General features: G+C 65.3%; 8 protein-coding genes. 7 read left to right on the top strand and 1 reads right to left on the bottom strand.

Translation table 11 applies throughout. The features are described from left to right. Positions 1 to 219: 219 nt before the first annotated feature. Positions 220 to 3,366 (top strand): tetratricopeptide repeat protein, encoded by a 3,147-nt coding sequence (locus ACWFRJ_RS21100; RefSeq protein ID WP_453532812.1) that lies wholly within the window; start codon positions 220 to 222, stop codon positions 3,364 to 3,366. Between the two features lie 105 nt (positions 3,367 to 3,471). Here the strand turns inward: ACWFRJ_RS21100 and ACWFRJ_RS21095 are convergent, their stop codons facing one another. Further along, the gene (locus ACWFRJ_RS21095) at positions 3,472 to 3,621 is read right to left on the bottom strand and encodes a hypothetical protein (RefSeq protein ID WP_453532810.1); all 150 of its coding nucleotides are present in this window, start codon (positions 3,619 to 3,621) and stop codon (positions 3,472 to 3,474) included. Positions 3,622 to 3,765: 144 nt separating this feature from the next. Here ACWFRJ_RS21095 and ACWFRJ_RS21090 point away from each other — a divergent pair, with 144 nt between their 5' ends. From ACWFRJ_RS21090 to ACWFRJ_RS21065, 6 genes are all read left to right on the top strand, one after another. Beyond that, a complete protein-coding gene (locus ACWFRJ_RS21090; RefSeq protein ID WP_453532807.1) occupies positions 3,766 to 5,499 on the top strand; it encodes a hypothetical protein in 1,734 nt (577 codons plus the stop codon). 454 nt (positions 5,500 to 5,953) lie between these two features. Then, a complete protein-coding gene (locus tag ACWFRJ_RS21085) occupies positions 5,954 to 6,976 on the top strand; it encodes a hypothetical protein (protein ID WP_453532804.1) in 1,023 nt (340 codons plus the stop codon). Between the two features lie 555 nt (positions 6,977 to 7,531). Beyond that, on the top strand, positions 7,532 to 11,200 hold the full coding sequence (locus ACWFRJ_RS21080; RefSeq protein ID WP_453532801.1) for a CHAT domain-containing protein: 3,669 nt from the start codon (positions 7,532 to 7,534) through the stop codon (positions 11,198 to 11,200). A gap of 66 nt (positions 11,201 to 11,266) precedes the next feature. Then, a complete protein-coding gene (locus ACWFRJ_RS21075; RefSeq protein ID WP_453532798.1) occupies positions 11,267 to 12,217 on the top strand; it encodes a hypothetical protein in 951 nt (316 codons plus the stop codon). Between the two features lie 689 nt (positions 12,218 to 12,906). Continuing rightward, positions 12,907 to 13,290 carry a hypothetical protein gene (locus ACWFRJ_RS21070; RefSeq protein ID WP_453532795.1) on the top strand — a complete coding sequence of 128 codons (384 nt, stop codon included), beginning with the start codon at positions 12,907 to 12,909 and terminating at the stop codon, positions 13,288 to 13,290. A 591-nt stretch (positions 13,291 to 13,881) separates the two neighbouring features. Then, the gene (locus ACWFRJ_RS21065; RefSeq protein WP_453532792.1) at positions 13,882 to 14,529 is read left to right on the top strand and encodes a hypothetical protein; all 648 of its coding nucleotides are present in this window, start codon (positions 13,882 to 13,884) and stop codon (positions 14,527 to 14,529) included. Positions 14,530 to 14,930: the final 401 nt, after the last annotated feature.

The following is a 14,930-nucleotide window of genomic DNA, read 5'->3' as shown; positions in this document are numbered from 1 at the left end:
CAGCCTTGGCGTTCGCCATACATACCGCGCTTTACGACAGAGAATGCGCATTATCTAACCCATCCGTGGACTTGACCAACCAAGCGATCGGTCACAGGTCACCTGACCTGTTCGGATCGGGGTTCGGCGAGCAGTAAGTCCCGCCGAACTACAGGTATGTGGTGGTCAGACAGGCAAGGAATAGGGTTCGTAGAAGGTTCGGAACGAACGGGGAATGGCATGGCGGACGTCCCGGCGGCAGCCTCACGCCTGGCCGAGGAGCTGAGGGCAAGGCGGCAAGCATCTGGGCTCACGTTCGGTCAGATCATCCAGCTGGGCAAGCGGCAGTCTCCTCCCGTCGCCCTGACCAAGAGCACTCTCAGCACGTGGTTCAGCGCTCAGAGTGTTCCGCGGGCCGGAGCGTCCTTCGCCTTCCTGACCGAACTCCTCGATAGCCGGGCCGGTTGCAGGCCCGGGCCACAGTCCCGTGCTCGGTGGGAGAACCTACGCCGAGCGGCCGAGCAAAGCAGAACCACAGCCCGCCGCGACACTGCGGCGTCCGGGACCCGCACGCAGAAGCAGCTTGGCGATAAGCCTCGCAGTGCAAAGCCGCTGCGCATAGGCCTGGTCCCCGAACCAGCCGATGTGCTCGTCGAGCGGGGACATCGCGATGCCCTGGCACGCGCTCTGGATGGCCCCGAGGACAGTGACATCGGGGACGCAGCCAGCGCAGCTGTCAGAGGGCGCGTGATCACAGGAGCCGGAGGCGTCGGCAAAACCAGCCTGGCCGCCGACTACTGCCGCCGTGCCGCTGACGAGGCAGGCGGTGGAGTGGACATGCTGATGTGGGTGACGGCGAACAACACGCCTGCCGTGACCGGTGCCTATGCTCAGGCAGCCCGCGATCTTGAGCTGGTCCCCAGCGGTGAGAACACCACGTATGCCGCTGAGCAATTCCTCAACTGGCTCCGTGTCACCGAACTCAGCTGGCTCATCGTCCTCGACGACGTGCACTCCCCCGGTGCACTTGAGGGACTGTGGGTGCCTCGATGCACCGCCGGTCGTGGGAGGGTCATCGTCACCACGCGCAGCCGCGAAAGGGATCTCGTCACAGCAAGTGGACATCCATTCCTACCGGTTGGCGTCTTCACGGCCGAGGAATCCCTCACCCACCTGCGCAACACGCTGCAACGGGCGGTGCCCGCCGATGCCGACGCGGATCTGGCGGGGCTCGCCGATGACCTTGGTCATCTTCCCCTGGCGCTGTCGCGGGCCGGCGCATACCTCGACTACAACGCCTCGTGCAGCATCCCTCGTTACCGAAGCCTGCTCGCAGACCGTCGGCTCACCCTTGAACGACTGATCCCTGCCGTGCGCGGCAGTTCTACGACCAGCTCACTGGCAGCGCTGTGGGACATCTCCGTCGACCAGGCCGACCAGCACACCGGCATGCTGGCTCGCCCCATGCTGGAACTAGCCGCCGTCCTCGACGGGACAACCGGCATTCCGGCCCCGCTGTTCACCAGCGGCGCCGCACGCGCTTGGCTGACCGAGCGCAGCAGAACAGGCCGACCCGTCGACGAGCTCGATACCGAGCACACCTTGGCAACGCTGGACCGACTCCATCTCATCGATCACACCCGCGAGGGCTGTGACGACGCATGGCTGGTCCGCGTGCACCAGCTCATCCAGCGTGCCGTGCGCGAGCAGCAACCTCCTGGTTCATCGCCCGACGTCCGGACACAACGTAGGGACACCGTCCTGCCGGCGGCTGCCCACGCCCTGCTTGACATCTGGCCCGACACCGAGGATGACCAGGATCACGCACTGCGGCTGCGGGCCAGCGCCCGCTCGCTGGCCACCCACGACCAGGACGGCGAGAACCACCCCCTGTGGCAGGACGACATCGCGTACACCGTCCTCTTCCGACTGGGCACCAGCGCGGGTGAATCCGGCGACATTTCCTGGGCACGAGACCATTTCGACGCGCTCGGCCCCCTCGCCCACCGGCACCTCGGAGCCGACCACCAGCGCACCCTTTTCGCCCGAAGCGAGCTGTCCCGCTGGCAAAGCCAAGCCGGAGATCATGCCGGAGCGATCCAGACCCTGGAAAGTCTTGAGACGGACCAGACCCGGTTGCTCGGCTACGAGGCCCCCGAGACGCTCGTCACTCGTCACAACCTTGCAGTCGAGCGAGGTGCGGCCGGCGACACTAGCGGCGCCATCACGGCCCTCAATGAGATTCTCGCTGTCCGGCAGCGCAACAAAGCGAGCCGTGGGGCGATACTCGCTACTCTCCACAACCTTTGTTATTGGAAGGGCGTCGCGGGTGACGCAGCAGAGGCTGCTGCCGCTTACCGCACGCTGATCCCCCTCATGGAAGAGGAGTTCGGTCCCGATGCCGATGGCACCCTGACCGCCCGCCACAATCTGGCCCGCTGGCTGGGCGAAGCAGGCAACGCTGCCGAGGCCGTCAGCTTGCTCGAAGCGCTGCTACCCGACCAGACACGAGCGCTCGGGCCCCGGCACTTGCGCGCTCTGACCACCAGGCAAAGCCTTGCCCGTTGGCAGGGAGCAGCGGGCGAGACGGATAAGGCGATCGACGGATATCAGGCGCTGATCCCTGACATGGGTGAGGTCCTGGGCCCAGATCATCCCGAGCTGCTCGCAGCGCGCCACAACCTCGCCCGTTTGCAGGAAAGAACCGATCCGGCCACCGCATCCGAGAACCTCGCCGCCGTCGTCGCCGACAGAACCCGAGTCCTCGGCCCTCACCACCCCGACACACTCAGCTCCCGACACAGCCACGCCCTGTGCTTGGGCCGGGCAGGAGAGCACCAGAAGGCTGTACAAGCGCTGGAGGATGTCCTCCGTGATCACCAGCGCCGCCTCGTGCCTGAAGGCGCAGAGATTCTCAGTACCCGCCACAGCCTCGCCGTCATGCGTGGCTTTGCAGGAGCACCCCAGGCAGCCATCGCCGCACTGCAAGAGCTCCTCCCCGACCAGGAACGCGTCTTGGGCCCTGGCCACCTCCAAACTTTGACGACCCTCGATAGCCTTGGCCGCTGGCAGGGCGAAACGGGCGACGCACAGACGGCAAGCGACACCTACCAGGCCCTGCTGACCCACATCGAACGCCACCTTGGCACTGATCACGTCGCCACATTGTCGGTACTGGACAAGCTCGCCATGTGGCGCGGACGCGCTGGCCAGCCCGGAGAAGCCGTCCGCATTCTCACTCGGATGCTCACAGACACACGACGCCTCGTAGACCCTGCTCATCCCATCATCACCACCATCAGCAACAACATCGCCTACTGGCTGAATCAGGCCGACATTGAGGAAGACCGGCACCGACGCGGAGACCCACCACCACAGGTTCAATGAAGCCGCAGATGTGCCCTGGGTTCGGTAGAGCCGTACGCAAGGTATCGAGCCACAGATTGGGAGATCTGGTGAGCCATGGCTGCAAGCTTCTCCGCCCGGGCAGAGTCATTCGCGGCCCATGAGTTGGGCGAGTAGTGCCACCACTGCAGTGGCTCCCACCAAGGCCGCGCCGACTTCGGGTGCATGCAGCGTCAGGGCGATGACGAGGGCTCCGACCAGCAGGAGGACTACGAGGCGCACGCTGATCTGTTCCATGAGGATCTACCTTCCGTATGGCATCGACTGGCTTGTGCATTCAGCGTGGGTGCTTCCCGGACGGGCCTGACGGCTCAAGACGATTGCTGACAGCATCGGCCAAGAACAGCCGCTGCATGACACGCATGACAGATCCTGACGCCCGTGAGTACAGGCGCCAGCGCGCCTGATTTGAAAACGATGCAGAAGCACCAGGAGGGGGCAGAGATAGTGGTCGCTCAGCCGTGGAAGAGGCCCGATCTAGCTGACCAGCCTGACCTGAAGAAGCTGAACGACGAGCTCCACGATCTGAGGCTGGACGCGGGACTCCCGTCAGCACGCGCTATTCGCGACCGTGTCGGGAAGGACGCGCAGGACTACTGGATCGTGAATCACCAAGCAGTGTTGGACACTTTCCAGAAGCCAGACTTGCCGCCGTGGGGCCGCCTTGAGTTGATCGCCCGTGTCCTGGCCGAATTCGCTCGACACAGCGACGTAGACGGCCAAGTTGATCGTTTCAAGGCTCTGTGGAAGCAGGTCGTCAGGGAAACGGTCGCCCAAGCATCAGTACACCCGCCGGCAGATGCCACAGCATCCGTCGGAGACGGTGACGTGAACGACGCGACTGCCGCTTCCGAGGGCTTGCCGAAGCAGGACACCGGGGCCCCAGGTGGGCAGGCCGCAGAAGAGCCACCAACCGGCAAGGAGCCACCGACCAACGCCACTCAAAACTCTGCGCAGTTCAACTACGCGCATGAGTCATTGAAGGGACTGATCCTCAACGCGGCGCAGGCTCTGTGGCACGACAAGGACGCGTTGAGAGTGTTCCTTGGTGTAGTTCGCCGTAGTGAAGGCTTCGTCAGGATGGCTGACGCCGCGGAGGAACAACGGCCGGCGAACGCGACGTTCTACGGAGTAAGGAGCAGAGAGTTCGAGGTGGACCGCTCCCCGGCTCGGCTGGAGTTGGTCACGCTGCATCGCCGCCTTGACGAACACAGGCTGAAGCGCAAGTGGTCCTTCACCGATATGGAGAAGCAGACGGGGATCTCGTCGGATGCGTGGATCCGCTGGTACACCCACGATGAGCTGCCCGAACGGGAGGCACTTGTCGCCTTCTCCCACATGGCGAGCCTGGCGCAAGAAGATCACGTCCTGTTGCTCGGCCTGTGGGACGCGGCGCATGATGCGTTGGAGGTGCAGAAACGCTCTGCGTCCTTGCCATCCAGCATCAGCTTCGATGAAGCGTGGACACTGCGCGACCCGGCGGCACCGAGGTTGTGGGCACTTGCCGGTGTCGGGGGCGCCGACCTGACCGCCTATGGCCCCGATCTGGCCTCCGGCACGGCTCCCGCGTTCGTTGTGGCCGGGCCCGCAAAGTCAGGTCGCTCCACGGCGCTGGTGAACATCGCACGCTCCCTCCTCGCATCTGGCGCCCAGCTCGCCTTGGCCACGCCCAGGCCGTCGCCTCTACGGAGGTTGGCCGATCGGGACGGCGTGGTTGCTTGCTTCGATCAAGGCGACATCGGGCACGACGAACTTGAGGAGGCCCTGTCAGTGGCGTCCGCTGAACAGCCGGTAGTTGTCGTGATGGACGACGCGGAGGTCTTGGGAGAGTGCGATGCCCGACGTGTGCTGCGGAACCTGCTAGAGCATGGCTTCGAAGAGGGTATAGCGCTGGTCCTGGCAGGCGATGAAGACAAGCTCGGGCCGAGCTACCCCTGGCTGGGCAAAGCGAAGAGAGCCCACCGCGGCCTCCTGCTGTCTCCTCAGGAACGGCATGCTGGTGATTGGATCGGCATCAAGCCGGGAGACTCCGTTGTCGGCCGCCCTCTCACTCCTGGCCGGGGCTGGCTCCACCTTGGGGACGGCAAACTTACGGCGGTGACCGTGCCTCGGTAACGGCTGTCCCCTGGATTGGGCGGCGCCATCTCCTCGTAGCCCGCGTCGGCTCGTCCTTCGGTGTCGTAGGCGGTGCGGAGGAGGTGGATGACGAGGACGAAGGGCGCGGCGGAGAACACGGCCCTCGACAGCGGTAAGCATCCAGGCGCGGGGCCTTCGTCCTTGACTCGGCGTCGGGTTCTTCGTAGCCGGCGTAGACGTCGCCGGGAACAGGGCTGAGTTCAGCGATGGATGTGCCAGGTGCGATACCGAGGCCGGTTGAGCAGGTACCGACGGCGCCTGACTAGCAGGCGCCGGACATGCGAACGCGTTCCGGTGAGGTTCCCCGAGAAACCTCCGAATTCGAACGTTCGCGCATGGTGTCGATGCCCACGGCTATGGCTGGCCTTCAGCGAAGGTCACCACGTAGGACGGATCGCCCGTGAGTGTCAGTGCGTTACGCCAGGATCGCTCCATGAACATTGACTTGGAGCGTGTAGCCGCGGTTCAACGGTCGGTGATCGGTGGCGTGATACTTACCGCCCTCGTGGTCGTGACCTACCGCTCCCTCGCCTGGATCGCGCGCCGAATTCCACCACTTCAGGTGTGGTGGTTGGCTTGGAATGCAAGAACTTCCGAGAAAGACATCACACCGACAACTGAGGCACTGCAACGGCTTGGTCTGGCAGGTCTGCCGATTCAGTCGTTCCGTGAGGCCGGCCAGAAGACAGCTGGGTCCGTGAAGCTCCGATACTCGCTGCTCACCTTCGTGGTCGGACTCGGTACCGGTGACTTATTGATTGCCGTGATCAAAACGATCGAGACGCAGCAGTTGCAGCCGAGCCTAACTCCATCAGCTCTCATGTTGGCCGCTGTGACACTGCCCCTCCTGACGTGGGTAGCCCAACGTAGCAAGGCCATCGCGGGTTACCGGCTGCTGCTGGCGATCATGGCCGCAATCGAGGCGTGCGATGCTGTGGCCAGTGCCGGAACGAGTGACAGGCACCAAGCGCTCCGCCACCTAGACGACACATGCTCCACCGTCCGACGCTCTCTGCTACGCGTTCACAGAATCGCCAGCAGTGTCGGTCGCGGGTCTCCACGGCAACTCAACGCCAAGCATCACGCGGCACTTGTGGTCGCCAAGCTCCAACAGGCCGAGACACAAGTGGATGCGAAAGGCGACGCCGGGATTCGAACCCTGGCCGCACTCCTGGCAAAGATCGGAAACGCGTTCGCGGCTGGAAGGGTGAGCACGCTCCTGCCCGAGCAGAGCCTGCGCGGCGCGGTTCCCGTATCAAGCAGAGAAGGGCTTCGGCTGGCGGCAGTCGTCGTTGCCGCAGCCGGAGCGTTCTGTCTCAGCGTACTGATGGGGCTTCCGGCAGGTGTCGATCTCGTTCTCGCTGGCAGTGCCGCAGTGCTGACGGCGATGGCGGTTTACGGCCCAAGGGCCGCGATCGCTAAGGCAAGCGAGATCATGAGCATTCTTCGGCAGTAGAGAGGAAGAGCCAGCAAGGCATCACAGACAGTTGACGCCACGAGTGGTTCCCCGGCCCAGGCCAACGACCACGGCCCCGGCGTCCCCGCAGGTCATAACCCTCCACAGGGAAAAGCGGGTGTCGGCAGTTCAAGTCTGCCCGCGCCGGTGGCCCCGGTCTCCCGACGATTCTCATCGCTGACGCCCCGGCGCGAGTAATGTGCCCTTGTTGCCGGAGCAGTACGGGGAGGGGCAGCAGTGGCACGGGTAGAGCATCAGCATTTCGTCGCTGTCGTAGAGCAGTTGACTGCCCGTTGGCTCCGGGGGAACGAGCGGGAGCTGCCGCTCGAGAGACGTGCAGGGCTCATCGGGGAGCGGGCCTTAGACGCATACGAGAGCGCGGGGCGTGAGGGCACGCTCCTCGACGCCGTCGCGGCGCTCGGTGCGGCTAGTGCCCTCGGCTCGGACCTTCCGGCCCTACGGAGGCGGCTCGATCGTCTCCCCGACGTGCCCGCCCCATATGCCGTGCCCCGAAGCACCGAACTTCAGGGACGAGTCGAACACGATGGGGACCGGTTGGACGAGCTGCGTGACCTGCTTCGCGTGCACACTGGCGGGGACCGAACGGCCTATCGAGCTCCTCGGCCTGCCCTGGCAGCCGCCCGTGGCTACGAGAGCGAGATTCCTAGTTTCTCTCTGCTAGTCCTCACTTGCCAGATCCGCGACGCGCTGAACGCGTCCTCAGATGAGGTCGACGACGCCCCTACCGCCGAGCACATCCAGCTCTCCGCCCTCGACCGTACCCGACTCCTCCGGTCAGTCAGCACCCGCGACACCGGAGCACTGGACCAGGCAGTCGACAGGCTACAGACGGCCATCGATTCCAGCACAGATGAGCCGCTTCCTTGGGCATGGACCTTCACCCTCGGCGATCTGGCTCAGTCCCTGCTGCTGCGCTACGAGGCTATTGGGCGATCTTCGGACCTCGACCGGGCGGTCGACAACGCGCAGGCGGCCATCTGGCTCGCTCAAGGAGCCGGTGAGCGCGACGCGTCCCTGGTGTGGACGGGCGTGCTCGGGGCCGCGCTGCGGATGCGGTACCAAGCTGAAGGTGACGTCGGCGATCTCAAAGCCGCAGCCGATTCTCTATGGGAGACCACTAACCCAACGTCACTACGCGTCGAACAAGGCGTGTGGACAAGCTGGTTGTGTGCGATCGGGGCTCTGCAGCGATATCACTACGCGCTCTCAGATGAGAGTTCCTACCTGGACAGGGCTTACGAGACCCATCTCAGCCTCGCGCGCGCACGGGCATCGCGCGATGTGCACGACATCCAAGGCGATTCCATCCCACCGGCGGTGTACGCGAGTCTCGGTTACAGCTGCCTCGCCATGTACGAACGCTCGGTCGAGCCGGACTTCCTAGACAGAGCGGCGGCCGCCCTCGATGATGCCCTCTCCCTGGCCGGTTCCGGTGAACTCGACCCGGCCGAATGGGCGGAGTGGACGGGGGCGTTCGTCACGACCCTTCGGCTCAGCTTCGAGCGTCAGGGCAGCCTCACCCGTCTGGAACGGCTGATCACTGTCCTCACCCACGCCCTGGAATCCCCCGCCCTACCGGAGTTGAGCCCGACCCGTATGGCCTGGCTCGGCACGCTCGGTGAGGCGTTGCTGTGGCGCTTTGAAATAAGCAACGCCGCATACGACTTGCGCACAGCTCGCGCTTTCCTCGGCCGTGCTCGGTCTTTCGCGGCGCTAGCCGCCGCACACTACGCCGAGTACCTGCGCGCGGGCGACCTGCGCGCTCTGGACGACGCGGTCCTGACCGCCGTCGCAGCGGTGCGCGCCGCCGTGGGACCGGACGGGGCTCACCTTCCGGCGGCCTTCGAACTCGCCCAGTGCCTGCTCGCCCGTGCCGACGTGCTGCGCGCACCGGCCGACGCAACGGTCGCCGCCGATCTGCTCAAGCACTGCTTACTGTGGTCCGATCAGCCCTCCGAAACGCTGGCGCTGCAGACCGTCGAGTACGGACGTGCCCTACTGACGGCGCACGACCTACGGACGTTTCCGGCAACTGCCCACGACGAGGACGACCCTCACGGCGTCCATGCCCTCGATACGGCCGCGATGGCTCTCATCGACGTACTGGTCGACCCCCGCTTCCACGAGAGAGTCAAGACGCGGGCCGCCAGCTTCTTGGAGCGAGCCATGGCGCTGGCCACGGAACGCATGGCTCGTGCCGAGCGACGTGGCCAAAGGGACTACGGCCAAAGCACCGAGACCGAGGTGTGGCGCCGTGCCCGCGCTGAACTCGACGAGCGGGCCGCGTCACACGGGCGTCCTCGTCGACCGCGGACGACAGCCGAACTTCGGAACAACGTTGAGGCGATCCGCGACGAGATGCACCACCGCGTCGTTGAGGTGGTGATGGGACATCCTGGCTCCGGACCCGTTGAGCAGGCCCGACTCGTCGCCGCCGAGATGGACGTACTGGCTCGCTGGTGTTTGGAAGCCGGTGAGCGCCACGCCGCTCTGGAAGTCATCGAGTCGGGGCGAGCCGTACTGACAGCGGCAGCGGCAGGAGCTGACGTTCTCGGGGCCCGTATCAGTCGGCTGGGACTCCGATCGCGTGGGCAAGGGCTAGACACCGAACTAACGGTTTACTCAGACGGGAGTGCCTCGGGGTCCAGCGTCCCTTACCGCCAACTGGCCGAGATCGTCAGGGAACAGCGCCTCCTGCCCTTGCCTGAAGGCATGCGAGAATCCTTGCGCGATGCCTTCAACGACGTTGCCTCCGTACCGACCCCGGGAGACATCTCCGAGTGGTGCGGTTCCCTCGGCATTGATGCCGTGGTGCACCTCCTGGCAGGTCGGCACTGCGGATGGGCTCTGATCGTCCACCGGAATGGGCATATCACCTCGCTGCGGCTGCCCCTCCTTCTGCTGCACGCACCCGAGTTGCTGAGCTTCACGGCAGCGCACAATGAGCAGCTACGCGTTGGCGAAGCTGTCAATCCACCGGCCGATTCGTCCTGGCGGAAGGCGCTTCACGGCGTCTGCGATTGGGCCTGGAAGGCAGCAATCAGGGAGCTCTACGAACATCTCACCGCGGTGGGGATTGAGGACACTCCACGTGTCGTTGTTATTCCGTCTGGAACCCTCGGCCTCGTCCCCTGGCACGCGGCCCGGCACCGTGCGAAGACGCCCGGAGGGTGGGAGCACCGCTTCGCGATCGAATCAGTAGCGTTCAGCTACGCGCCTTCGGCGCACGCTCTGTCCTGGTACACATTGCGCGCATTCCTGCCGCTCACGGGAAGCGGCGTGGTGGTCGTCGACCCAACCATGGATCTGCCGCATGCCCGACAGGAGGGCGAGGATCTATACCGCTGGTACTACTCAAAAGGACGGCGGTTCGGCGGGTCCGGCGAGCCCGGATCGGTCCCCGCCACACCCCGAGCGGTGCTGTCGGCACTGAGCGACCCGGTCGGTAGCCCCGCGCCCGCCTACCCCGTGGCCCACTTCGCCTGCCATGCGCGCAGTCGTGCTCTGGCCGCCGAGTCGCACCTCGTGCTGGCAAACGGACAACGTCTCAGCGTGTCCTCGGTCCTCGACCGGCTCCGCTGGGCGAGCCAGGGGCCGAGCCTCGGCCCGCTGGTCGTCCTGTCGGCCTGTGCCACGGCAGTACCCGGCGCTCACTATGACGGCGCGTTGAGTATAGCTACAGCGTTCGGATCGGCGGGCGCGGCGGCCGTGGTGGGGTCGCTGTGGGCGGTGGACGATGCCGCGACCGCCGCACTAATGCGGGACTTCCACACGCTGCTCAACTTGGAGGGGCTGCCGCCCGCCGAGGCACTGCGCACAGCGCAGCTGCGCGCTCTGAGGGAGGCCCGGGCGGGGACCCGAGGGAAGAAGACCAGGGCCAAAGCCCCGGCTGGAGACCCTTCGTACTGGGCGGCGTTTGTCCACCAGGGCCTTGGATACACAGCGCCGCCCGAGGACTCCGTGTCCTCGGCTGTCTCTACGCTGCCGGAACGCTGGGGCACGAGCTCGGACACAGAAGCGTCAACTGACAGCCCAGGGCTTCGGCTGCCGATTTTCGCGAGCCTCCCCGGTCCGGATCCATCCGCCCTCGTCTGGACGTGCCCGGTGGCCGATTGCTCCGAAGAGGCAAACGGTGACATGGACTCCCCCTTCGACGCCGACTGCTGCCCGGTCCACCCCGGCAACGCTTTCGTCCTGGGTTAGGCGGCAAAGTTGGGCGACCTGGTCAAAGGACTACTCGAGCCCATCGCGAAGCGATGGAGCGCAGTCATGGGCGGCCCTCTCCTCCTGTTCTGGCTGGCGGGCGTACTGATCATGCTGTGGATGCGCGGCTCAGGCACTCGCCTGTGCCGCACACCTGACTTCGCCGCCGACGTGCCGTGCACGATCGCCGCGCAGCGACCGTGGGGGCCTGTCGTCCTCACGGCGGCGGCAACCGCGGTCGTGGTGATGTCCGCGTGGGCGCTGACGGCGTCGGCCGGCTTCGTGCTCGAGGTGCTCGCTGGCCGATGGGGCACCTCACGGATCGCGCTCGCGTACACCCGGCACCGCATGGCCCATCATCACGCCCGCCGCAGTGACCTGGCCGCCTGGCGTCATGCCCCACCAGCTGGTCTGGCCGACGAAGACCTGGATGCCTGGAACAGCCAGAACGGTTGGCGCGCCACACGAAGGCGGGCCGCGTACGCGCGGTACCCACGGGTGAGCGACCCCCAGCACCTGCTCCCTACGGCTATGGGCAACGCGCTCGTCTCGGTGTCGGCCGAAGTACGCCGCATGTACGGACTCGACCTCGCCGTCTGCTGGGACCCATTCGTCAAGGCCCTGGAGACACCCGTCCGAGACGAACTCACCGCCGCTGCAACCCGGGTATTTGCCCGGGTGCAGGGTCTGGTGTGTGCGGCTACCGCCGCCCTCTGGGCGATCGTGATCCCAGGCGTGCTGCCACGGCTGCTGTGGGTGGCGACGTGCGCACTGCTTGTCTGGGCCTCCCATCGTTCTCTTCGGGCCGGCGTCGACACGTACTGCCGTCACGTGACTGGCCTTTTCGTTGTTCACCGTGTTCGGCTCTACCGGGCTCTGGGACTCGCTCCGCCCGCTACGGCGCAGGACGAGGTGACCTGCGGAACAACCCTGAGCGCCGTGCTGTCCCGTAGCCTCCGCGCCAGCTCGGCATCGGTGCCGTACGAGTGGGTATCTCCAGGCGACTCGGCCGCCTAGCAGAACGGATTCAGCACACATGAGGTCGGGAAACCCCGCGAACACGTGAGAACTACGGAGAGGTGTTGGCCCAGGCAGACGCCCCACAGTCGACATTTCCGCAGGTGAAGGACCCGCCCAAGGAAAACTCCTAAAGCGGGTGTCGCAGGTTCGAATCCTGCCGGGGGCACAGCAAGAAGGGCCAGCTCAAGGGATGTTTTCCCCGGGGCTGGCCCTTCTGCATGATCCGGCCCGTGCCACTTATGTGCCACTCTCCGGTGGTTCGTCGTCACTCGTGCAGGCACCCCAGTCCTTGCGGCTCATCTCGCCAAGGCGGTCGGCCGGTCGCCCCGTGGAAACGGCGGACATTGTGGTTCCCGCAGCTCTCTGCGAAATCGTGTACGAGGTCCCGATCAGCCGCTAGCAGAGCATTTCCGCACAGACCGAAGACGCTCTGTTTCGTATGGGCCGGACCAGTACCCGGCGGAATTTCGTCCCGGTCGTGCGCACAGTGGCGCGCTCCACCTGGACGCCATGAACCATGCCCGCTCCACAGACGTGTGGGTCGACGGCGGACGGGATGGGAGCTGGGAGAAGTGGTGGGCTGAGGTGTAAGCCCGGGATTCCCACGAGCATCAGTGGCACAATCCGTCGCGTGCATGCCATCCGGGGGGATGGGTCATTCTTGAGAAACCTAAGGAGAGCAGCACGTGATTGGGGTGGCGATTCTGGGCGCCGTACTGGCGCTACTCCTGCTTGGTGCCGCAGTACGGATCTTTCGGCGCGGGCGGGCGCTGCGGGTGCGCGGGGTCACAGTCACCGGGGAGTGCGTCAACGTGGGCGCCCCGTCGCACGGCACCCTCTTCGTGCAAGTGAGGTTTCCGGCTGAGGGATCTCAGTGGGTTGTGCCAGTAGGGCCCTTCGAGTTCCCACCAGCGCGCGTCGGGGAGTCGATGGCGGTGGTCTATGACCCGCACAACCTCGAAAATGTTGAGGTACCTGAAAAGATCACAGATGGTCGATTCACCATGATTGTCATGGTATTTGCCTCCGTGATGCTGGTGGCTTCTTTGGCGACGCTCGCTTTTGGTTGATCGCTTGCGGAGCTCCGGAAGCGCGAGCCTTGCTGGGCCGTCTCTGGGCCGCGGAAAGACGCTCAGCGATGACCAACGATGACAACTGCCCACAGCTCAAGGGCAGGTCACACCACTGATCGACTAGGTAACCACTGGCAGAAGTTCCGCTGGGCAAGTTGAGGAACTACAGAGGCTGGCAGCACCTGAACCACGCATCCGTAGGAGTTGGCCTACCGCAGCTCAACTCGCCGTCCGCGCAGTTGGCGCAGTTGGCGCCGAGGAGCTTGCTTGTGTCGACGTCGCTGTCCGGGCCGATGACGCCTTTGTTCTTCATGATCCAGGCCATCGAGAGAGTGTCGTAGTCCTCTTGGCTCAGGTCTTTGCAAGCGTCGGGTCTATTGGTCTTGGTGGCCTCGCCGCTGAGGGCCTTCTGGCAGTCGGCCTGTTTGTCAGCGTCAGGAGCCTTCAACCTGCGTGCTGAGTCTGGGGTTTGAACCCACGGTGACTGGCGCCACGGCGGTTTTCAAGATTGCTCACAGCTTGATGGAGACACCCCGGCCCTAGAAGTGGCAGGATCCCGCCGTGTCCAACGCCGCCCAGGAGGTTCGTATGAATGTCGCGATAGCCGTGGGCGCTCCCAAGGGGTATCTGGACTATCTGGCCGTCGACGGCGCGCGGTTCTGTGTGGACATGGCACGCAGGAGTTTCGGTGGGCCGCCCGCCGGGTTCTGGGTGTTTCAGCGGAAGCCGGTCCGGGTTCCGGTGCCCCAGGCGCAGGACATGGAGCGATGGGTCGACGAGTGGTTCGCCAAGGGTGACCCGGTCGACGCCCTGCGGGGTAAGCGGCAGAGCAACGCGGCCGAGCGTCTGGTGAAGAAGAACAAGGCTTTCGGGCCAGGGGAGTTCGCGCTCGCCCCGACGCTGGAGGCGATCATCGCGGCGACGGGTGATCTGGACGGCCACACACTCGCTGTCGTCGTGCTGACCTCCTCGCCGGATGACGGCGCCGCCATCATCGCCACGCTGGAGAGAGCTGCCCGCTACCCCGTCTTCTGGGTGTTCATCGGAGCGGAGTATGCCCATGATCATGTTCTACACCTCGGCGCACTCGACACATTGGGAAAGCGCCCCGACGATCCGGAGAACGTCCTGGTCCTGAAGACGCGGGGGTGGGGCTCGGAGTTCGGCGACTGGTTGCAGACCCGGCGGATCAGAAAGGCGTCGGCCCGCTGGCGCCGCCGCGTCCCGCTGGGCTGAGACACGCCGGGCCTGGGGCGGCGAGGGAGAAGAGTCGGAGCATTCCCCGCAGGCGCTGCCCCACCGCAAGGCCGTGCCACTCTCGTGCCAGAACGGGCGGGGGCTCACGGGAACTCGGAGGCGACAACAGCGCAGACTCAGGGCTTTGCTCCAAGTCACGTCTTCGCAGCTCGCGCCAGCAACCGCCCAACCTCGCTCCTAAAGCGGGTGTCGCAGGTTCGAATCCTGCCGGGGGCACGGACAGCATCTGTACGGATGCACTGCTCGGGTAAGGGCCCGCGACCTCCTTGGTCGCGGGCCCTTGTGCTTGCCTGGGTACGGCGGTGCTGGTGATCGTTGCCGCCTCGTACAGCTGCCGCTGGAGACGCTCAGAGGCGCGGGCCAGCGCCAACAGCACACCG

The sequence above is a fragment of the Streptomyces sp. NPDC055239 genome (genome assembly GCF_053606205.1).
Note: the sequence above shows the minus strand (reverse complement) of the source record. Positions and strands in the feature narration are given on the sequence as shown.